Genomic DNA, 21,955 nt, shown 5'->3' with positions numbered 1-21,955 from the left:
AAGTCTAGAATCTCACATCTGAAATCTCATATCTAATATCTAAGAAATGAATAATCTTTTACCAAAAGACGGCACTGTACATTATTATGGGAAAATCTTCACAGAGGAACAAAGTGAAATATATTATGTTAAATTGCTTAAGGAAATCAATTGGCAACATGATGTAGTTAAAATTTTTGGAAAAGAGATTACTACCAAAAGAAAAGTTGCTTTTTTAGGAGATGAAGGAGTTTCTTATAAATATTCTGGTAAAAATAAAATCGCTGAGAATTGGCTAAAATTTATTTTAGAAATAAAATCTACGGTGGAACAAATCTCAGGCGAAAAATTTAATGCGTGTTTATTGAACTATTATCACAATGGTTCAGAAGCGATGAGTTGGCATTCTGATAACGAAAAAGAAATTCTGAAACATTCTGCAATTGCGTCTGTAAGTTTTGGAGCGGAAAGAAAATTTGGTTTCAAACATAATTTTAGTAAAGAAGAAATTTCTCTAGAGCTTGAGAATGGTTCATTACTCATCATGAAAGATGAAACTCAAATCTATTGGAAACACAAGCTTTATACAAATGCTAAAATCTGTGAGCCAAGAATAAATTTAACATTTAGAACAATTGTAAACGATTAAATATAATATTTCAATTAATTCCTATAATTTATATTATGTTAAATTGTATTTTATACAACTTCTAAATATTTATAGTTTCCTAACCTTCTCATTCTTTTAATCCGTTGAATGTTTATAATCATTGAAGAGAATTCTATAAAGTTATAAAAGGTTTTACGCCATACTTTTACAAAAAAAATTATGAAAAATTTTGTAATTATTCTTTTGATAAGCATTTCTTTTGTCTATTGTAACAAAAAAGAAACATCTTCATATAACATAATTCCTGAAGATACCATTCACCAGAATTATACAGAAACTTTTGAGCCGAATAAAGATACACTGCAATTTTGTTATGTTTCTGTGGTTGGCAAAGATTCTTTGCACCTTTCTTATACTCTATATCCTACAGATTCAGTAAAAGGAAAAATGAGCTATGATAATTATGAAAAAGATGGTTCAACTGGAAAAGTGTATGGTATAAAATCTGGTGATACCTTAAAATTAACTTACGACATGTTTTCTGAAGGAATGCATTCTTTAATAGATGTTCGCTTTTTGACGAAAGAAAACAAACTTTACGAAGGAATTACTGCTTTGAACCAAAAGAACGATTCTACCATGATTATTGTGAATGATAAAAGTGTAGATTTTAAATCTGGAAGAGTTTTATCGCCTGTTAAATGTAAATAATGTTAGTAAATTTTCATGCTATTCTACCCTATTTTAGATTAAATTTTTATTTTTTTCTCTACAAATAGTTGCAGTTTACTTTTTCTATTAGGTATTTTGATACTATGCGAAATCCTCGTATTTTTAGCAAAATTTAAACGCAATGTCATATTATCCTTTAAATAGCATTCCAGATTATTATGGAATAGATGATTTACTTACAGAAGAACATATATTAATAAGAAACTCTGTAAGAGATTGGGTTCAGTCATTTATTATGCCTCAAATTGATGATGCAGCGCAACATCATAAAGACATTCCTTATCTCATGAAAGAATTAGGAGCAATCGGTGCTCTTGGTCCTTATATTCCAGAAGAATATGGAGGTGCTGGTTTAGACCAAATTTCTTACGGTTTAATTATGCAAGAATTAGAACGAGGAGATTCTGCCGTTCGTTCTGCAGCTTCTGTTCAAAGTTCTTTGGTAATGTTTCCTATTTTTGAGTTTGGTTCAGAGGACCAAAAACGCAAATATCTTCCAAAATTAGCTTCTGGTGAATTTATCGGTGCATTTGGTTTAACAGAGCCTAATCACGGTTCTAATCCAGGAGGAATGGAAACACATTACCAAGATATGGGTGATCATTATTTATTGAATGGTGCTAAAATGTGGATTACCAATGCTCCACTTTGTGATATTGCTGTAGTTTGGGCAAAAGGTGAAGACGGAAAAGTTCGCGGAATGATTGTAAAACGCGGTTATGAAGGTTTTACCACTCCAGAAACTACCAATAAATGGAGTTTGAGAGCTTCTAAAACGGGTGAATTAGTTTTCAATAACGTTAGAGTCCCTAAAGAAAATCTTTTACCAAACGTAGAAGGTTTAAAAGGTCCTCTTTCTTGTTTAAATTCGGCACGTTACGGAATTTCTTGGGGAGTAATTGGCGCAGCAATTGATTGTTATTGCACTGCTGTTCAGTATTCTAAAGAAAGAACACAGTTCGGAAAACCGATTGCAAGTTTCCAACTTCAACAGAAAAAATTAGCAGAATTTTTAACTGAAATTACAAAAGCGCAATTGCTTTGCTGGAGATTAGGAACATTGAAAAATGACCACAAAGCTACACCTGCTCAAATTTCTATGGCTAAGAGAAACAACGTGAGAATGGCTATTAACATAGCAAGAGAATCTCGTCAAATTCTTGGAGGAATGGGAATTATGGGAGAATTCCCAATGATGCGCCACGCTGCCAACTTAGAATCTGTAATCACTTACGAAGGAACAGAAGACGTTCACTTGCTCATCACAGGTCTAGATATTACAGGAATTAACGCATTTTCTTAACAAAAAATATATTTTGTAGGGACAAGTTACGATTTGTCCCTACTTTTTTAATTTATAATGAAAACCATCAACATACCATTACCTAAAATAGGAGAATCTACCACAGAAGCTAAAATTGTAGAATGGCTTAAAAAACCTGGAGATTTCATCAAACGAGATGAACTTTTTGCTGTAATTGGAACAGATAAGGTAGATTCGGAGATTTTCTCAGAATACGAAGGAACGCTGAAAGAAATTCTTGTAAAAGAAAGCGAAGAAGTTTCTGTAGGAACTACTATTTGTACAATGGAAGTTGATGATGCTGTTGAAGAAAAAGTTATTGCAAGTAATGAAACTCTAAAGCAATCTGTAGAAACTGTTTCTGAAATTAAGAATACTAAGTTGACTCCTCGCAACTCTGAAATAGTTGCATTTCTTTCTCCAGTAGTAAGAAAAATGGCTGCAGAAAACGGCTTGAGTTTAGAAGATTTGCAGAAAATTAATGGAACTGGTGAAAACGGTAGAATCAGAAAACAAGACGTAGAAAATTTCTTAAAACCAAGAAAACAAAATACTTCTACTCCATTTGTTGAAGAAAAACTTCAACTCAAAGTAGAACTCGACGAAACGTTAGAACCACTTTCTAAAATGCGTAAACTTATCGCCGAAAATATGGAAAAATCTTGGCGAAGCATTCCACACGTTACTACTTTTATGGACGTAAATGTGACAAAATTGGTTGCTTATCGCGAAGAAATTAAAGAAAAATTTCTACAAGAAAATGTGGTGAAATTAACCTATACGCATTTGATCATGAAAGCGGTGATAGACGCTGTTAAGGTCTATCCTACTCTAAATTCTTGGTTTAATAATGAAGAATTGTTAGAAAAGAAAAATATCAATTTAGGTTTTGCAGCAGCACTTCCAGACGGTAATCTCATCGTTCCGAATATTAAAAATGCACAGAATTTATCCGTTGTAGAAATTGCTAAACAGGTTTCTGAAATAGGAACAAGAGCTAAAAATGGAAAACTGAAACCAGACGATATTCAGGATACCACTTTCACGGTTTCTAATACGGGAATGTTCGGTTCAGAAAGCGGAACGCCTATTATTTCCAGGCCACAAGTTGCAGTTCTCGCTTTGGGAAATATTCTCAGAAGAGCTTGGATTATAGAAGAAAATGGCGAAGAGAAAATATTGCCTCAATCGGTGATGACTTTGTCTTTAAGCTATGACCACAGAATTGTAGATGGCGCTCTTGCTTCGAAATTCTTAACAGAGATTAAAAAAAATATGGAGCGTTATTAAACGCTCCATTTTATTTGTTGATTATATTTTTTTTATCAATTCCAGCTTTCATGAACTTTTTCTGTAAAAGGAATTTCTGGATTAAGAATTTCTAAAATTAAATTTTTAACAGAAATCATGGAATCTTCAAAATTGCCTTTCACAAATTCTACGTTTTGTACCCCATTATTCACTTCAGCAAAACTCCAAATTCCCGTTTCTATTTCACGATTTTTAAACTCACCTATTTGTGAAATACAGTATTGATACATACACAATTGCATTGCTTGTTTGTATTTGTCTTCAAAGAAAAGAGTTTCAACATTAGCTTCTTCAATTTTGATTTTCAGATTTTTAGGTTTCGCAGTTTTATAATCAATGATTCTTAAAGTTCCGTTGAGAATATCAATTCTGTCAATAAATCCGTAGAAAATCACTTCATTATTGTCATCAATTTTGAAAGAAATGTTTTCTATTTTTCTTTCTAAAGCTACAATTTCTAACACATTTCCGTATTTAACCAGTTCTAAATCATAATTCAAAACAGATTCTACTACTCTTTTGGCAATTTGTTTGTGAACGAAATTCATTCCTTTTTCGTAGAACTCTGGTTGATGCTTTAATCTTTCAATCGCTTTGTCAATAGATTCATCTACTTGTTGAAGTAAACTTTCTAAATCACTACTATTTAATACTTTACCAATTATTTTTCCGTATAAATATTCTAAAGCATTGTGAACTAAAGTTCCATAATTACGTTGAGAAAGCTCTTCTTCAATTTCTGTAGTTTCTCTGGTGTTGAGAATTTTATCCAGATAAAAATCAATAGGATTATAAAGGTAGGTTACCAAATGTGACGGCGAAACTTTCTGCTTCCATTCTTCTAATTTTTCAAGAACAGCAGTTGTTTTTTCAATCGTAATTGGTTCTTGATTAATGGGTTCAGAAGTATTTTCGATGATGATATGCTCTATTTTATGCAGAGATTCCATCTCAATTTGGGTAATGAATCTCGTTTTTTCGCCTGTATTTACGCCAGAACCAAGAGCATTGTAAAGCAAATATATATTCTTGGCATTCTGTAAAAATCGGTAAAAGTGATATGCATAAATTCCGTCGTTTTCTAAGAAAGTATGTAGATTAAACTGCTTTCTTACGTCAAATGGAAGATAAGTATTTTGCGAATTTCCCAATGGTAATTTTCCTTCATTGGCAGAAAGAAGAATGATGTTTTCAAAATTCAACAATCTGGTTTCCAAAAGTCCCATCAATTGTAAACCTTCTAAAGGTTCTCCCACGAAATCTATAGATTCTGAATTGATGAGTTGGTTAATCAAAACTTCCAATGTTTCGATTTTCACCTGATATTGATAAGGCGAAAGTTGATTCTTGATGATGATGAAACTCTTCTCAAAATGAGAAATGTTTTCATATTGTACGTTATCTATTTCGTTGTATTTTAAATCTTTACAAAATTGAATTAAAGTATTAAGTAAAGTTTCAGCGTTTTGTTTTTCAAACAAATTATAGAAAGATAGTCCGTTCAATAATTCGCTTAATTGTTTTTTAGAAATGTAAACAATATTTCTTTCTTCTAAGGTTGCTATGAAATTTTTGATGATATTTTCGTCTTGTGCATTTTTTGGAAGCTCATCTAAAATAGGCAAAATATCATTGTAATAATATGAAGAAGCGTTTTTTTCTAGTTGTTTATGAAGATGAAACAGTTTTTTCATCGCATTTGAAAATGCCAAATTTTTCAACGGAAAGCCCATTGTAATGTTCAGTTTTTCAACAGATGCGAGAGAATCTAACGTTGCAGGAAGCAAATTTTCATCTAATAAAACTACCGCAGTATTTTGATAATCAGAATTTTCTGTGTGTATTTCTGAAAGGATTTCTGGCAAAACTTTGGTTTGAGCAATATTTCCTGAAACCTCATAAACTTTTATGTTTTTGTCTACAGAAAATTCATTTTCAATCCAGTTGAAATTTCTAGAATCATTGAATTCTTTCCAAGTTTTGTATTCGCGAAGAAATTTCCCGGCTTCTTGTCTTTCGTCATTGAAATAATATTCATCTGCATGAAAGAAAATATCAGCTTTGTCCCATTGTAAAAGGGTTCTTACCAGTTTTTCTTCAACGGGAGTAAAAGCGTTAAATCCGATAAAAACGGCTCTATGATTGAAATTTTTGCAATAATTTTCTAAATTTTCTCTGGTATAAAGATGAATCATTCCTGAAGTGGCCAATTGCTGTTCCTCTAATTTTTCTTGTAAAAAAGGAAGAAAAGCATTCATTTTTCGCCAAAAATTGAGATTTCTCTTTCTAGCGCCTTCTTCATCGCCCAGATTTTCGCCCCAGTTTTTGATGCGCTCTTCAGCGAGCATCCATTCCAGAATTTCTTTATCATTTCCATGAAATTTCAGCATATCATCCCAATCTTTTTGCAATGTTGGGAACCATTTTAGAAATGTAGCAAGATCTTCATCTTGATAAAGTTGACTATAAGTTTGATAGGCAAAAAGCCAAAGTGCAATGCCTTTGATTTCTTGTTTTTGACTGATGGAATGTACCAATTCATCAATCGTAAAAAACTCTGGGAGCAACCCGTTATAGTTTTTTTCTTTTAAAATCTTTTTAATAAAAACTACGGGTCTTTTTCCGGGTATTATAAATGAAAAACCCGATAAATCCGAAGATTTTTCAAGTATTTCTGATATTACTTTTTGTAAAAATTTTTGGTTTAGCATTAGTTTTTATAGCGTTCTAGTTTTTTGAGTTGAGCTTTAATTTCTGCTTCTAGCTCATTTTGTTTTTCTGCATTGGTTCCTCGTTTGGTAATATTATCATAATAGTTTTGATAATCGAGAAATTCACCATACATCACTTGATAAATCAACTTAAATTTCAATTGGTAATCTTTCTCCGTTTTTACATTTTCTAGAAATTCTTTTCTCAGTTTTCTAGCGTAAATTTCGGCTATATCAAAATGAGCTTGTTCATGATTGATATTGAGATTTTTGGTCTTAATAGGATGCTTCCAAGATTTGCTTGGGTCAAAAGTAGCATCTATTCTCACCTTCATTTTATTATTGGCTTTGTCTTTAAAAGCGGTGTAACTTAGTCCACAAGAAGAATAACTGACAATGGTGCTGTCACTTTTCATTTTGTTTTCTGGTGATTTAAAAAGGCTCCAATTAAGTTTTGTTCCTTCTTTCCAGACTAATTTTTGAGAAAAAACAGTTAAAAAACAAAACAATAAAATAAGGCTGAAAGTCTTCTTCATGCTACTCTACTACAATTTTTTTCTCAATCCAAATGTTTTGATTGCTGCTGTCTTTTCCGTTCCAAAATTTGAAAGTGTAAATACCTTTTTCTTCTGGTCTAAAGTTAAAACCATTCACTCCAACTCTTGTTGCTTGAGTACAAGTTCCGTTAATCGTATAAGAATATGCTACCACATTTCTTTCTAAACCGTTTCTGATGTAATCATATCCAAAAAAATCATCACAAGCACTAGGATAAGTAGAATATGTTTTGATGGTTTGAATGGTGAAAACATCCATCGTATCTTGTGCAATTTTCACACTATCTATTTTGATAGATTCTATATTTTGTATTTCGTCTTCGTCATTTCTATCACAAGAAACAGCGATAAATCCAGCTAATAAAGCGATTACACTGAGGTTAAAAATTTTCTTCATTAATTTTAGTTTTTATGAATTAAAATTTCCTTTGGATAAATATACTACTTTTTTAGTGTCAAAAAACTCTTCTTCGAATTGGTCTTTCAGATTGTAAATTTCACATTTTATTCCAGCAAGTTCTTCTCCTAAATCTCCACCTTTTAGGTATAAAACGCCGTTGTGTTTTGGGTTAAATTGTTCTTTTTCGAATTTTCCTTTTAACCAACGCAAGAAAACAGGCATTTGAGTAACTGCTCTGCTCACTACAAAATGGAATTTGTCTTTTATTTTTTCAGCTCTTTCGTGATAGGCTTTTACATTTTTTAATCCAAGACTTTCGGCAACTGCATTCACTACCGTAATTTTTTTGCCAATAGAATCTACCAAAGTAAATTCTACATTAGGAAATAAAATCGCTAATGGGATTCCTGGAAAACCACCACCAGTTCCTATGTCTAGAACTTTGGTTCCATCTGCAAATTCCATAATTTTTGCAATTCCCAATGAATGGAGAACGTGTCTTTCGTAGAATTCATCAATATCTTTTCTCGAAATCACGTTAATTTTTTCGTTCCAATCTTTATAAAGTGTTTCAAGCTGTTGAAACTGAGATTTTTGTTGGTCTGTTAAATTTGGAAAATATTTTAAAATAATTTCTGAGGACATATGCATTCTAATATTTCAACAAAAATAAAGAATTTATCGCGGAAATCTTTCGGAATTTATACTTTAAAATTTATCTTTGCTAAAAATCGTAAAAATGAATAAACTGTCAGATAGATTAAACAGATTAAGTTATTCCCAAACTTTCGTAATGAGCAATAAAGCCCGTGAAATGAAAGCTGCCGGAATAGATGTGATTTCTTTAACTCTTGGTGAGCCAGATTTTGATGTTCCTGCGAATATCAAACAAGCTGCTTTTGATGCCATTAATCAAAATTTCTCTCATTATTCGCCTGTTCCAGGATTTTTAGAATTGAGACAAGCGATTGCTAAAAAGCTGAAAAGAGATAATAATCTAGATTATAAGCCGACTCAAATTTGTGTTTCAAATGGTGCAAAACAGTCTATTCTCAATGTATTAGCTACGGTAGTAAATGATGGTGACGAAGTTATTTTACCAGCTCCTTATTGGGTTTCTTATGACGAAATGGTTAAAATGATGGGCGGAACTTCTGTTTTTATTGAAACGAATATTGACACAGAGTTTAAAATGACGGCTGAACAACTAGAAGCAGCGATTACTCCAAAAACCAAAGTGATTCTTTATAGTTCGCCTTGTAACCCTTCTGGAAGTTATTACACAAAAGACGAACTAGAAAAAATTGCTAACGTAGTGTCGAAATATCCTTATGTAACGATTATTTCTGATGAAATCTACGAATATATCAATTACGATGGAAAACACACTTCTATTGCAGAATTTCCACAAGTTTATGAACAAACTGCAGTAATCAACGGAATGTCTAAAGCTTTTGCAATGACTGGTTGGAGAATTGGTTATAGCGCTTGTCCAGAATGGTTAGCCAAAGCTTGTGATAAAGTGCAAGGACAGATGACTTCTGGCGCGAATACAGTTGCACAAAGAGCTTCGATTACAGGATTGGAAACAGATCCGAGTGAATATCATTTTATGGTAGAAAGTTTTGAAAAACGAAGAAATTTGGTTTTTGAATTGATTAAAGATATTCCAGGATTTAAAGTTAATTTGCCAAAAGCTGCCTTCTACTTCTTCCCAGATATTTCTTATTACATCGGGAAAACCATTGACGGTGTTCTCATCAATAATTCTGATGATTTTGCGATGTTTTTATTAGAAAAAGCACATGTAGCTTGTGTAGGAGGTGTAAGTTTTGGTGATGCTAATTGTATCAGATTCTCTTATGCAGCTTCTGAAGAAGAATTAAAAGAAGCGATGAATAGAATTAAAAAAGCTTTAAAAGAAGCAGAAATTCATTAACAAATTTTTAAAAATATCCTTAAAATCTTCAGCCAAAAGCTGAAGATTTTTTGCTTTTTATGAATCATAGAAAAAAATTATCGGTTTCTCGTTTTAAAATTTTTAAAATTGATTAATTTTGCAGTCTGAAAATATAATAGTAAAAACAACAAAAAAAATGGCATTAGTAGGAAGAAAATTTCCAAATGTAACGGTAGACGCAATCTCTAAATCAGGAGAAAATTTAAGAATTAACGTTTTAGAAGAAGCAGTAAAAAATCAATCAAAAGTATTATTATTTTGGTATCCAAAAGACTTTACTTTTGTTTGTCCAACAGAATTACACGCTTTTCAAGCTGCTTTAGAAGAATTTAAAAACAGAAACACTATGGTTATTGGTGCTTCTTGTGACACAAACGAGGTACACTTCGCATGGTTATCTACTCCAAAAAATATGGGAGGAATCGAAGGAGTGACTTATCCACTTTTAGCTGATACACACAGACAATTGGCTAATATTTTAGGAATTGTAGACCAAGATTTCGAATATGATGAAGAAGGAAACGAAACTTTTTCTGGGTCTAATGTAACTTACAGAGCGACTTATTTAATAGATGAAGAAGGAAAAGTTTTCCACGAAAGTGTAAATGATATGCCTCTTGGAAGAAACGTAGCAGAATATTTAAGATTAATTGATGCTTATACTCACGTTCAAAAATACGGAGAAGTTTGTCCAGCAAACTGGCAAGAAGGTAAAGCAGCAATGAATGCTACTAGATCTGCTACTGCAGAATATCTTAGCCAAAACTAAAATATTAAAATACAATTAATACCAAAGCAGAACATTTTGTTCTGCTTTTTTTGTAAATTTACTTGTTCAAAAATGTATGAAATGACTAAAAATGTAAGGTTGCTTTCTCCTCAAAAAACAATAGCGCTTATTGCTCACGACCATAAAAAAGATGAATTACTTGAATGGGTGAAAAAACACAGTGAAGTGATTCAGCAACACCAATTAATTGCTACGGGAACCACGGGAAAATTGATAGAAAATGAATTGAGTGTTCCTGTTCACAGAGTAATGAGTGGACCACTTGGTGGAGATCAACAATTGGGTGCTATGATTGCCGAAGGAAAAATAGATATCGTTATTTTCTTTTGGGATCCTATGGAAGCACAGCCTCATGATCCAGATGTGAAGGCATTTTTAAGAATCTGTGCCGTTTGGAATATTATCGTAGCATGTGATGCATCTACTGCAGATTTTATAATGAGCTCACCTTATATGCATACAGAATATGAGATAGAAATTCCCGATTATAAAGTGTATTTAAATAGAAATATAGAAAAGGGAATTTCATAAAAAAAAGCCCGAATTTTCGGGCTTTCATTATCAATATTTAATCTCTGTTTTTATCGGTGATTCTTTTTGTGCTTTATTTTTCTTTTTTTGCCGTGTTCATCATAATAATATCTATCATTCTTTTGTTGACCTGGTGCAAAAACTTTAGCAGACTTGGTTCCATAGACTTTTTTCATTTGTCCAGGAGGTAGAGGTCTATCATCTACAATAATTACGGTAGAACCGCTTCTAATTAAAACACCGTTTCGGTAAACATCTCCATTAGGTGTTCTGTAAATTTCACCTTGTCTGTAAACTCTACCATCTGGAGCTCGGTAAACTCTAGTATTACTAGTGCCACAAGAAACTACGGCTATCGTGAGTGCTAAAGCGCCAAATATTTTAAATATATTTTTCATTTCTTTAGGATTTTGGGGGTTGATATCTTCTTTAAAACAAAAGCTTTGCCAAAATCTTATTTTTTAAGAAAACTTTAACGTATTTAAAATCTATTAGTTCTTCTTTCTAAGAGAATTACATCTCTCCAAACTCCATTCATTTCAGCAATTCTTTCTCTTCTTCCAATGATTCTGAAGCCTAATTTTTCATGAATTTTAATGCTGGCTACATTTTCTGGAAAAATACCAGATTGTAATGTCCAAAAATGATATTCTTCGGTTTCTTCTATTAATTTATGAAGAAGCATTTCGCCAAATCCTTTTCCATGAACCGAGTTATCAAGATATATGCTTACTTCTGCCACGCCTTTATAGCAAACTCTAGCAGAAATTGGTTGAATAGCAGCCCAACCTTGCACTACTCCATTTTCGTCTTCTAAAACCAATCTACATACTTTCAAGAATTTATTATCCCAAAATTCCCAACTTGGAACTTCTTTGTCAAAAGTAGCATTGCCACCATCAATTCCCTGTTTGAAAATTTCTAAAACTCTCGCTCCATCTTCTTGAAGCATTTCACGGATTTGGTAGTTCATTTTTTATCTAAGATTAGGTTTATTTTATTTTTAAAGATGAAATTTTACTTCATTTCCTTTTTCAAAAATTTTGCAGTCAAAGATTTTTTAGATTTTATCAATTCTTCAGGAGTTCCCGTTGCGATGATTTCGCCACCGTGTTTTCCTCCTTCTGGACCTATGTCTATAATGTGGTCAGCCAATTTAATGACGTCCAAATTATGCTCAATAATAATAAAAGAATTGCCCAGTTCTACCAATTGATTGATGGCCTCCATTAGAATTTTTACATCTTCAAAATGCAAACCTGTAGTAGGTTCATCTAGAATATAAAGCGTGTTTCCTGTTTGTTTTTTGGCAAGTTCTGTCGCTAGTTTTATACGTTGCGCTTCTCCTCCACTTAACGTTGTAGATTGTTGCCCAAGTGTAATGTAACCCAAACCAACGTCTTGTAATGTCTTCACTTTTGCATAAATTTTAGGAATCGGTTGGAAGAAATCTACCGCTTCATCTATCGTCATTTCTAGAACATCAGAAATCGATTTTCCTTTGTAGCGAACTTCCAAAGTTTCTCTGTTGAAGCGTTTTCCGTTGCAGGTTTCGCAATGCACGTAAACATCTGGTAAAAAGTTCATTTCAATCACTTTTAAACCACCACCTTGACACGTTTCGCATCTTCCGCCTTTTACGTTGAAAGAGAATCTTCCCGCTTTGTAACCACGGATTTTAGATTCTGGCAATTCTGCAAAAAGATTTCTAATATCGGTGAACATTCCGGTGTAAGTTGCAGGATTAGAACGTGGCGTTCTGCCAATCGGAGTTTGGTCTACATCTACAATTTTGTCAATATTTTCGATGCCTTCAAATTTTTTGTAAGGCAAAGGTTCTTGAACCGCTCTGTAAAAATGTTTATTGAGAATAGGATAAAGCGTTCCATTAATCAAAGAAGATTTTCCACTTCCTGAAATTCCCGTTACCACCACCAGTTTTCCTAAAGGAACTTCTAGGTTTACATTTTTCAGGTTATTACCAGTTGCGCCTTTTAATTTAAGAAATTTTCCGTTTCCTTTTCTTCTTTCTTTTGGAATTTCTATGCTTCTTTTTCCTGTTAGGTAATCTGCGGTAATGGTATTGGCTTTAATTAAATCTTCAGGTTTTCCTTGCCAAAGAATTTCGCCGCCGTGTTTACCAGCTCTAGGACCGATATCTAGAACGTAATCGGCTTCTAGAATCATGTCTTTATCATGTTCTACCACGAGAACCGAATTTCCAATATCTCGAAGATTTTTCAATGAATTGATGAGTCTTTCGTTGTCTCTTTGATGCAAACCAATGCTTGGTTCATCTAAAATATACAATACATTGACCAATTGTGAACCAATTTGTGTAGCGAGTCTTATTCTCTGTGATTCGCCACCAGAAAGCGTTCTAGAACTTCTACTCAAACTTAAATAATCTAAACCAACATCTAATAAAAACTGCAATCTAGTTTCAATTTCTTTCAGAATTTCATTGGCAATGATTTTATTTTTTTCGCTGAATTTTTCTTTAACTTCATGTATCCAATCTTTTAAATCTAACAGACTCAAAGCATTGATTTCCGCAATGTTTTTTCCATCAATTTTAAAAGCCAAACTGCTTTTTTGAAGTCTCGCTCCGTTGCATTCTGGACAAGTTTCTTCGGTGGTAAATTGTCTTTCAAGTAATACTGCATCATAATTTTCTTTATCTTCGATAACTTGACTTAGATAAGGAACCAGACCCTCAAAATTAATTTTTATTTTCTTAGAAATTCCAGCGTATTTTAAATCTGCGGTAAATTCTTTTTGACATCCGTAGTAAATATAATCTACTGCTTCACGAGGAATTTCATTGAAAGAAGTATTTAAACCTAGCCCGAAAATTTCTAAAATATTTTTAATTTGAGTGAGAAGCCATTTGTTTCCTTTTAAAACTTCTAGAGGTAATAAAGCGCCTTGATTGATAGAAAAATTAGGATTTTCCACCAAAAATTCTTCATTGATTTTTTTGATGGTTCCAAGACCTTTACAAGTTGGGCAACTTCCCTTTGGCGAGTTGAAAGAAAACGTGTTAGGCTCTGGAATTGGCAAAGCATTTCCGCTGTGTGCATCCATCAAATTTTTAGAAAAATATTGATAGTCTGTAGCACCTAATTTCTGAATCATTACTACTCCTTCTCCCATTTGCAAAGCCGTTTTCAGCGATTTTGCCATTCTGCTTTCAGTAGCGTTTTCGCCGATAATCCATCGGTCTATTACCACTTCTATATCGTGCATTTTATAGCGGTCTAATTTTAAATCGTATTCTATATCTTGTAATTCTCCATCAATTCTGGCTTGTGAATAACCTTTTTTAGCCAATTGTACAAAAAGTTCGTGATAATGCCCTTTTCTAGAACGAATAACGGGTGCTAAAAGTAAAACTTTTTCGCCTTTATAATTTTCTTTGATGGTTTCCAGGATTTGTTCTTCTGTGTAGCTCACCATTTTTTCGCCTGTTTCTAAAGAATAAGCATCTGAAACTCTGGCAAAAAGCAAACGGAGAAAATCATACAATTCTGTAACGGTACCCACTGTAGAACGTGGGTTTTTATTGGTGGTTTTTTGTTCGATGGCAATTACAGGAGAAAGTCCTTCGATTTTATCAACATCTGGACGTTCTAAACCTCCCAAAAACTGACGAGCATAGGCAGAAAAAGTTTCGATATAACGTCTTTGTCCTTCCGCAAAAATGGTATCAAAAGCGAGAGAAGATTTCCCAGAACCTGAAAGCCCAGTAATGGTAACTAATTCATTTCTAGGTATTTTAACATTTATGTTTTTAAGATTGTGTTCTCTGGCTCCGTATATTTCGATGTATTCTTTTTCTGTACTCATAATATCAATCTCGTCAAAAAAATCAAGACTTACAAAAATACGGAATTATTCTCTGAAAAAGTTTATCAATCGTAAGATTTCCACACAAAAAAAGAACCTCAAATTTGAGGTTCTTGTGAATATATTATCTAAAGATTTACAAAGTTTCTTTGTCTGATATTTTATTGAATTTTAAAAATCTAATGAAGAATAATCCTAATGCAAAGAAAACCGACATAGAAAGTGCTGCAAATCTCATTCCTGAAGTGGTAGGTAATTGCAATGAACATTCTTGAGAGAAGAATAATCTAATTGCATCATAATTGTCTATTAATAGAGCAAAAATAAATGTTCCTAAGATAATCGCAATTTTTTCTAACACATCATAAAAGCTGAAATACGTAGTATTATCCATAGAATCTTTTGGTAAAAGTCTACTATACGTAGAACGAGACATAGACTGAATGCCTCCCATTACTAAACCGATAATGGCTGCAATTCCGTAAAATTGATATTCTACATTTGGATTTTCTTTTTTGAGGAAATAAGCTGAAAGACAAGCGAAAATCCATAGAATAATGGTTATGCTAATGACATTTTTATTGCCTATTCTTTTTGATAATCTTGAGAAGAAAATAGCACCAATAATTGCTTCAATTTGAATCAATAATAAGGTCATAATTAGTTTTCCTTGTTCAAGGTTGATTTCGCTCTTTCCGAAAAGAGTAGCCATTAAGAAAATGGTTTGCATCCCAACGCTGTAAAAGAAAAAACTTGCTAAAAAATACTTGAGATTAGAGGTTTTAAATAATTGTGTGCCAACTTTATATAACTCTCTGAAGCTTTCTTTTACAATTTCAATATAGAAGATAATATTATCTTTTAAGACTTCTACAAAGCCACCATTTGATTTATGACTTTTGAAAATATTTTTAAGATTCAGCAATACTAAATCTTTAGGTAATTGGTCTTTTACTTCACCAAATTGGGGTAAATGTTTGAAAGTATATTGAGAGAACCCAAACCACCATGCACCAGTGAATAAGAAAGAAATTCTAGTGTATAAAAGTGCTTCTTTTGGAGTGTCTGCAAAAAACATAATCAATGCTAAACAAATCACCACTAAAATTACTGAACCAATGTAACCATAAACGTAACCTTTTGCGGAAAGTGCATCTTGCTTGTCTGGCGTAGCAATGTCCGGCAAGAATGAATTGTAAAAAACCAAACTTCCCCAGAATCCTACACTCGCAGTAATACTGAAAAGCAATCCTAAAAAAACGTTATTCATATTGGTAAACATGGCTAATCCCATACAAGAAGTAGCTCCTAAATAAGCGAAAAATTGTAAAAAGGATTTTTTGTTTCCAATGGTATCTGCTAAAGATGATAAAATAGGCGATAAAATGACCACAATCAAAAACGAAATCGTAAGAGAATAGCCATAAACAGCATCTGGTTGATAATCTTTTCCGAAAATATTAATCATATTCCTCACAGGAACTTTTATCCATTTTCCAGTTTCGGTTACGTACTCACTTTTTTCGTAGGCAGTAGTAATAATAGAATAATAAATAGGAAAAATGGTAGAAGTAATTACCAGTGAATAAACAGAATTCGCCCAGTCGTAGAAAGCCCAAGCTTTCATAATTTTAGGGTTGTTTTTGATATTTTGTTTCATAGTTTTTTCCGTAAAAGGGAATTATTACACAAAAATAAAAAAACCATTAAGAAATTGACTAAAAAATCAATAAATCTTAATGGTTAATGATTTGTAAGATGAGAAAATTATAAATTCTCAATCACAATTGCAGAAGCACCACCACCTCCGTTACAGATTGCAGCAGCACCGTATTTACCATTGTTTTGTTTAAGAACATTAATCAGCGTAACGATAATTCTAGCGCCAGAACTTCCCAGTGGGTGTCCTAGTGAAACAGCGCCACCATTTACATTTACCTTAGATTCGTCTAAACCTAAAATTTTATTGTTTACTAAGCCAACTACAGAAAAAGCTTCATTAAACTCGAAGAAATCAATATCAGAAACTTCTAGTCCTGCTTTTTTAAGAGCAATTGGCAATGCTTTTGAAGGAGCGGTGGTAAACCATTCTGGTTCGTGAGCAGCATCTGCATAAGAAACGATTTTTGCCAAAGGTTTTAAGCCCAATTCTTCCATTTTTTCTTTTGACATTAAAACCAATGCAGAAGCTCCATCATTCAAGGTAGAAGCATTAGCAGCCGTTACCGTTCCATTTTCTTTTTGGAAAACAGTAGGCAAAGTTCCGATTCTGTCAAAATTTACATTTTTATATTCTTCGTCTTCTGCGAAAATGATAGGCTCTCCTTTTCTTTGTGGAATTTCTACAGGAACGATTTCATCTTTAAATTTTCCAGAAGCCCAAGCTTCTGCACTTCTTTTATAAGACTGAATCGCGAAGTTGTCTTGGTCTGCCCTTGAGAATTGATATTCTGCAGCACATTTTTCTGCACAAACTCCCATGTGAACTTTATTGTAAACATCAGTCAAGCCGTCAACTAACATTCCGTCTTGCATTTTTACATCTCCCAATTTTACAGCATTTCTTGCGCTATAATAATGCGGAACTTGGCTCATGTTTTCCATTCCACCAGCTACGATTACGTCTTGGTCACCAGATTTAATAGACTGTGATGCCATCATTACGGCTTTCATCCCAGAAGCACATACTTTATTAATCGTAGTAGAAGGTGTTTCGTTTGATAATCCAGCACCTAATGCTGCTTGACGAGCAGGAGCTTGACCTTCTCCAGCTTGTAAAACATTACCCATATAAGCTTCTTGAACGTGTTTTGCGTCAAGATTGATTTTGTCTAACGCTCCTTTGATAGCAATAGAACCTAATTTAGGGGCAGGAATGCTAGATAAACTTCCTAGAAAACTTCCCATAGGTGTTCTTGCAGCTGAAACGATAAATACTTCTTTCATGATATTTAATTGAGATTTAAATTTTAAAATTCTTTTCGCCAAAGTACAAAAAAAAACACACTTTTTAAAAAGTGTGTTTTATGTTTATTATCAGTGGTTTAGATTAATGTGATACGTTTCCTATTGCTTCTGGATTGTGCTTGTGTTTAAACATTAAGGCGAAAAGTACTGCAATCACTAAAGCATATGCAGCGAAAGCTAACCAAATATGTGGCCAATCTTTCATGGCAATTTCTTTAGTTAACGTACCATTTACAATAGAAGAACCTTGTTTTCCAATGAATTCTACAAATTTAGAATTATCTACTGTAGTATCTAAAAATCCAGCTAAAGAATCTGCGGTTGAGAATTTATGAGTAAAGAATTTATCAATAGCCCAACCAGCTGAAACGCTTCCGATAATTGCTCCGAAGCCATTGGTCATCATCATAAATAAACCTTGAGCTGAAGACCGAATTTTAGAATTGGTATTGGTTTCTACGAAAAGTGAACCAGAAATATTGAAGAAATCAAAAGCCATTCCGTAGATAATACATGATAAAATAATCATCCAAAGTCCTGAAGTAGGATTGCCAAAACTGAATAAACCAAATCTTAATACCCAAGCAAACATACTCATTAACATTACGTTTTTGATTCCATATTTTCTTAAGAAAAAAGGAATAGCAAGGATGAATAAAGTTTCAGAAACTTGAGAAATAGACATGATAATGGTAGAATATTTCACTACGAATGAATCAGCATATTTTGGGAAATTCTCAAATTCGCTAAGAAATACATCTCCATAAGCATTGGTTAATTGTAAAGCGCCTCCTAAAAACATAGAAAATATGAAGAAAAGAGCCATTTTGTAATTTCCAAAAAGTTTGAATGCATTTAGACCTAAAACTTCTACTAATGAAGAGTCTTTTGAAATTAATTTTTGTGGTTTACAAGCTGGTAATGCAAATGAATATAAACCGAGTAATACTGCTGCGGTTCCTGCAATATAGAACTGATATTCTGAAGCTTTATTACCAGATAAATTAGTAATCCACATCGCTACGATGAAACCAATTGTTCCCCATACTCTAATCGGTGGAAAATCTTTTACCACATCATAGTTATTGTTTTTAAGTAAAGTATAAGAAATAGAGTTTGCTAATGCTATCGTAGGCATATAAAAAACCATTGCTAGAAGCATAACTACAAAAAATGTATCTGGCGTGGTAACCTGTGGCAAATAAAAAAGAACGGCAGCATATAAAATGTGTAGAATTCCATAAATTCTCTCAGCATTAATCCATCTATCTGCTATAATACCTACTAATGTAGGCATAAATACAGAAGCGATTCCCATAGTGCTAAATACAGCGCCAAACTTTGTTCCATCCCATTGTTTGGTTCCAAACCAATAATTTGCGATGGTGATTAACCAAGCTCCCCAAACAAAAAATTGCAGAAAACTTAGCAATGTCAGTCTAAATTTAATATTCATAAGTAGTAATTTTTTCTTTTACGGTATAGAAACCGTTGTGTGTTTTCAGAGTTTATTATTTATTTTTAATTTTTAGTGCTAGTCAATTTTTTTATTTCGTCTTTTGAGTTCTTCCTGTATTTCCATAGCAGTATCATAATCTTCTTCTCTCACAGCATCATCTAATAAAATTTGTAATTCTTCTGTACTAAGTTTTCTAAGGTTAGAAGTTTCAAGTTCTGAAGCCACTTCGGGTTCTGGTAATTCGTTATCATTATCAATTTCTAGAAGAATTCCAGCTTCGTTCAATACTTGTTCTGTTGTATAGATTGGGGCATCAAAACGAACTGCCATCGCTACAGCGTCAGAAGTTCTGGCATCTAAAATAAGTTCTTCACCGTTTTCTGTATTTTTAAAATTGAGATTAGAGAAGAATACTCCGTCTATAATTTGGTATATAATTACCGATTCTAGTGTGTAGTGGGTAGAATTTACAAATTTGGTGAATAAATCATGCGTGAGTGGACGAGGTGGTCTCAAGTCTTTTTCTAAGCCTAAAGAAATAGATTGAGCCTCAAAATTACCAATTACTACAGGTAGTTTTACGCCAGTTTCTTCATGTTCCAGAAGCAGTGCATATGCTCCAGACTGAGTTTGGCTATAAGATATTCCGCGTATGATTAGTTGTTTATAATCCATGAATACAAATATACTTTAATTTTTAAAATTTAACATTTGTTATTTAAAATTTTATCAATGTCCTTAAATGATATATTTCACAAGTTTTTAGGATAAAATTATTTTTAATTTTTATATAATGAGAAATTCATTTATTCTTCAAAAGAAATAAAAATTTTTGGCTTTTGCAACGACAAAAAAATCCGAGATAAAAATCTCGGATTGATATTTTTAAAAAGGATGATATTTTAGTGTCCTTTTAATGCTTTAATTTTTTCTGTAAGAGCAGGAATAATTTGGAAAGCATCTCCTACTACACCATAATCAGCAGATTTAAAGAATGGTGCTTCTGCATCATTATTAATCACTACGATGGTTTTAGAAGAGTTTACCCCAGCTAAATGCTGAATAGCACCAGAAATACCTACTGCTACATATAAATTAGGAGCGATGGCCTTACCTGTTTGTCCTACGTGTTCTGAGTGAGGTCTCCAACCGATATCAGAAACAGGCTTAGAACAAGCTGTAGCTGCACCTAAAACATTAGCTAATTCTTCGATCATTCCCCAGTTTTCAGGACCTTTCATGCCTCTACCAGCAGAAACTACTACTTCTGCTTCTTTAAGGTCTAATTTTCCTGAAGATTTTTCTTGATTCACTACTGTAAGACCTTCTGTAGAAACAGAAACTTCTTTTACTTCTTCAGAACCCGCTACTGGATTTTCTTTTATTCCAAAAGAGTTTTGAGAAATCGTAACAACTACATTTTCACCATGAGCTTTAGCATCCATAAAAGCTTTTCCAGAGAAAGATTTTCTCTTCGCTTCGAATGGAGAAACTGCAACTGGAGCAGAAACTACATTGGTTAATAATGAAGCGTTTTTAATCACAGCAAGCATAGGAGCTACAGAACTGGCATCTGTAGAATGTGGGAATACTACTACTCCATCTACTACAGTAGCAAGAGCTTCTGCATAAGCTTTAGGATTAAAGTTTTTAAGCGCATCACTTTTTAGAGTAACAACTTTAGAAGCTCCATATTTGTAAAGAACATCTGCAGCGTCTGTAGGGTTAATGCTTACAGCTACTACATCAGTTCCAGACATATCTGCAACTGTTTTTGCGTAAGAAACAGCTTCTAGAGCCGCTTTTTTATATGCTCCTGAAATATTTTCGGTATATACAAAAATTGACATAATTTTTAAAATTTGAGAGTTAAAATTAAAGATTAGAATTAGATAACTTTTGCTTCTTCGTGAAGTAATCTTACCAATTCATCTAGATTATCCGCAGAAACTAGTTTTACTTGAGCTCTTGCCGGAACAGCATCAAAAGATACTGCACTTACTTTAACATCTGTTTCAGTCGGTTCTTTTACCGTTAATGGTTTAGTTCTAGCAGACATAATTCCTCTCATGTTAGGAATAATAAGGTCTTTTTCTTCTACCATACCTTTTTGACCAGCGATTACAGCAGGAAGTTTAACAGATAATGTTTCTTTTCCTCCTTCAATTTCTCTCACTGCAGTAGCTTCTGCACCATTTACTTCTAAACCTACGCATGCATTTACGAAAGGTTTATTAAGCAATTGAGCAATCATTGCTGGAACTGCAGCACCATTATAATCAATAGATTCTTTACCGCATAATACTAAGTCATACCCTCCTTCTTCTACAATTTTAGCCAATTCTTTAGCTACGGTAATACTGTCTTGTGGTTCAGCATTTACTCTTATCGCGTCATTTGCACCTATGGCAAGAGCTTTTCTCATTACAGCCTCAGCAGCAGCATCACCTACAGTAGCGATGGTAACGGTAGCGCCTTGTGATTCTTGTAATTTTATTGCTTTTGTAAGAGCAAATTCGTCGTAAGGATTAATTACCCACTGAATTCCGTTTTTGTCAAAAGCAGATTTATCTGCAGTAAAGTTAATTTTAGAAGTAGTATCTGGAACACTACTAATACAAACTAATATTTTCATAAGGTTTAATTTTTCTTATTTGAATTTTGCTAATTTAAATAAAAAAATATTATGCATGCATAATACTCTAAAATTATTTATATTCAATGCATAAATATACGATAATTGCCTGAAATAAAGGAAAAATTGAGGTTTTATTTCTTAAATAATTTTTGGAATCG

20 protein-coding genes are annotated in these 21,955 nt (G+C 33.0%); 7 read left to right on the top strand and 13 right to left on the bottom strand.

The window, feature by feature from the left end; all coding sequences use genetic code 11:
- Positions 1-46: 46 nt before the first annotated feature.
- From N7277_RS09185 to N7277_RS09170, 4 genes are all read left to right on the top strand, one after another.
- Positions 47-628 carry an alpha-ketoglutarate-dependent dioxygenase AlkB family protein gene (locus N7277_RS09185; RefSeq protein ID WP_274779267.1) on the top strand — a complete coding sequence of 194 codons (582 nt, stop codon included), beginning with the start codon at positions 47-49 and terminating at the stop codon, positions 626-628.
- Positions 629-808: 180 nt separating this feature from the next.
- Complete coding sequence (locus N7277_RS09180; protein WP_274779266.1) at positions 809-1,300, top strand: hypothetical protein; 492 nt, start codon at positions 809-811, stop codon at positions 1,298-1,300.
- A 142-nt stretch (positions 1,301-1,442) separates the two neighbouring features.
- Positions 1,443-2,624 carry an acyl-CoA dehydrogenase family protein gene (locus N7277_RS09175; protein ID WP_274779265.1) on the top strand — a complete coding sequence of 394 codons (1,182 nt, stop codon included), beginning with the start codon at positions 1,443-1,445 and terminating at the stop codon, positions 2,622-2,624.
- 57 nt (positions 2,625-2,681) lie between these two features.
- Entirely contained in the window at positions 2,682-3,914 is a 1,233-nt protein-coding gene (locus N7277_RS09170) for a dihydrolipoamide acetyltransferase family protein (RefSeq protein WP_274779264.1), read from the top strand.
- Positions 3,915-3,949: 35 nt separating this feature from the next.
- Here N7277_RS09170 and N7277_RS09165 read toward each other — a convergent pair whose 3' ends face one another.
- The 4 genes from N7277_RS09165 to rsmG form a co-directional block, all read right to left on the bottom strand.
- Positions 3,950-6,646, bottom strand: a complete 2,697-nt coding sequence (locus N7277_RS09165) for a PD-(D/E)XK nuclease family protein (protein ID WP_274779263.1) — start codon at positions 6,644-6,646, stop codon at positions 3,950-3,952.
- The gene (locus N7277_RS09160; RefSeq protein ID WP_274779262.1) at positions 6,646-7,062 is read right to left on the bottom strand and encodes a DUF922 domain-containing protein; all 417 of its coding nucleotides are present in this window, start codon (positions 7,060-7,062) and stop codon (positions 6,646-6,648) included. Before N7277_RS09160 ends, N7277_RS09165 begins: the two co-directional genes overlap by 1 nt.
- A 121-nt stretch (positions 7,063-7,183) precedes the next feature.
- A complete protein-coding gene (locus tag N7277_RS09155; protein WP_274779261.1) occupies positions 7,184-7,600 on the bottom strand; it encodes a hypothetical protein in 417 nt (138 codons plus the stop codon).
- Positions 7,601-7,612: 12 nt separating this feature from the next.
- On the bottom strand, positions 7,613-8,248 hold the full coding sequence (gene rsmG / locus N7277_RS09150; protein WP_213189132.1) for a 16S rRNA (guanine(527)-N(7))-methyltransferase RsmG: 636 nt from the start codon (positions 8,246-8,248) through the stop codon (positions 7,613-7,615).
- A gap of 94 nt (positions 8,249-8,342) precedes the next feature.
- Here rsmG and N7277_RS09145 point away from each other — a divergent pair, with 94 nt between their 5' ends.
- The 3 genes from N7277_RS09145 to N7277_RS09135 all read left to right on the top strand — a co-directional run bounded on the left by N7277_RS09145 (position 8,343) and on the right by N7277_RS09135 (position 10,884).
- A complete protein-coding gene (locus N7277_RS09145) occupies positions 8,343-9,542 on the top strand; it encodes a pyridoxal phosphate-dependent aminotransferase (RefSeq protein WP_274779260.1) in 1,200 nt (399 codons plus the stop codon).
- A gap of 157 nt (positions 9,543-9,699) precedes the next feature.
- Positions 9,700-10,332 (top strand): peroxiredoxin, encoded by a 633-nt coding sequence (locus N7277_RS09140; RefSeq protein ID WP_274779259.1) that lies wholly within the window; start codon positions 9,700-9,702, stop codon positions 10,330-10,332.
- Between the two features lie 81 nt (positions 10,333-10,413).
- Positions 10,414-10,884, top strand: coding sequence for a methylglyoxal synthase (locus N7277_RS09135; protein ID WP_274779258.1), 471 nt, complete (start codon positions 10,414-10,416; stop codon positions 10,882-10,884).
- A 50-nt stretch (positions 10,885-10,934) separates the two neighbouring features.
- On the opposite strand, the gene N7277_RS09130 is transcribed toward N7277_RS09135, so the two are convergent.
- The 9 genes from N7277_RS09130 to N7277_RS09090 all read right to left on the bottom strand — a co-directional run bounded on the left by N7277_RS09130 (position 10,935) and on the right by N7277_RS09090 (position 21,794).
- Positions 10,935-11,282 carry a hypothetical protein gene (locus tag N7277_RS09130; RefSeq protein ID WP_274779257.1) on the bottom strand — a complete coding sequence of 116 codons (348 nt, stop codon included), beginning with the start codon at positions 11,280-11,282 and terminating at the stop codon, positions 10,935-10,937.
- An 83-nt stretch (positions 11,283-11,365) separates the two neighbouring features.
- Positions 11,366-11,857, bottom strand: a complete 492-nt coding sequence (locus tag N7277_RS09125; RefSeq protein WP_274779256.1) for a GNAT family N-acetyltransferase — start codon at positions 11,855-11,857, stop codon at positions 11,366-11,368.
- Positions 11,858-11,901: 44 nt separating this feature from the next.
- Positions 11,902-14,733 (bottom strand): excinuclease ABC subunit UvrA, encoded by a 2,832-nt coding sequence (gene uvrA / locus N7277_RS09120; RefSeq protein WP_274779255.1) that lies wholly within the window; start codon positions 14,731-14,733, stop codon positions 11,902-11,904.
- A 136-nt stretch (positions 14,734-14,869) separates the two neighbouring features.
- Positions 14,870-16,393, bottom strand: coding sequence for an MFS transporter (locus tag N7277_RS09115; RefSeq protein WP_274779254.1), 1,524 nt, complete (start codon positions 16,391-16,393; stop codon positions 14,870-14,872).
- A 107-nt stretch (positions 16,394-16,500) separates the two neighbouring features.
- Positions 16,501-17,679 (bottom strand): acetyl-CoA C-acyltransferase, encoded by a 1,179-nt coding sequence (locus tag N7277_RS09110; protein WP_274779253.1) that lies wholly within the window; start codon positions 17,677-17,679, stop codon positions 16,501-16,503.
- Between the two features lie 103 nt (positions 17,680-17,782).
- Positions 17,783-19,156, bottom strand: a complete 1,374-nt coding sequence (locus N7277_RS09105) for a nucleoside permease (protein WP_274779252.1) — start codon at positions 19,154-19,156, stop codon at positions 17,783-17,785.
- Positions 19,157-19,234: 78 nt separating this feature from the next.
- Entirely contained in the window at positions 19,235-19,834 is a 600-nt protein-coding gene (locus N7277_RS09100; RefSeq protein WP_274779251.1) for a bifunctional nuclease family protein, read from the bottom strand.
- 227 nt (positions 19,835-20,061) lie between these two features.
- Positions 20,062-21,009 (bottom strand): electron transfer flavoprotein subunit alpha/FixB family protein, encoded by a 948-nt coding sequence (locus tag N7277_RS09095; protein ID WP_274779250.1) that lies wholly within the window; start codon positions 21,007-21,009, stop codon positions 20,062-20,064.
- A gap of 38 nt (positions 21,010-21,047) precedes the next feature.
- Positions 21,048-21,794: an electron transfer flavoprotein subunit beta/FixA family protein gene (locus N7277_RS09090; protein WP_274779249.1), complete on the bottom strand. Its 747-nt coding sequence runs from the start codon at positions 21,792-21,794 to the stop codon at positions 21,048-21,050.
- Positions 21,795-21,955 lie beyond the last annotated feature (161 nt).

Source organism: Cloacibacterium sp. TD35 (assembly GCF_028864635.1).
Taxonomy (GTDB): domain Bacteria; phylum Bacteroidota; class Bacteroidia; order Flavobacteriales; family Weeksellaceae; genus Cloacibacterium.
The sequence above is the reverse complement of the archived record's forward strand: the minus strand, read 5'-3'. Positions and strand labels throughout refer to the sequence as shown.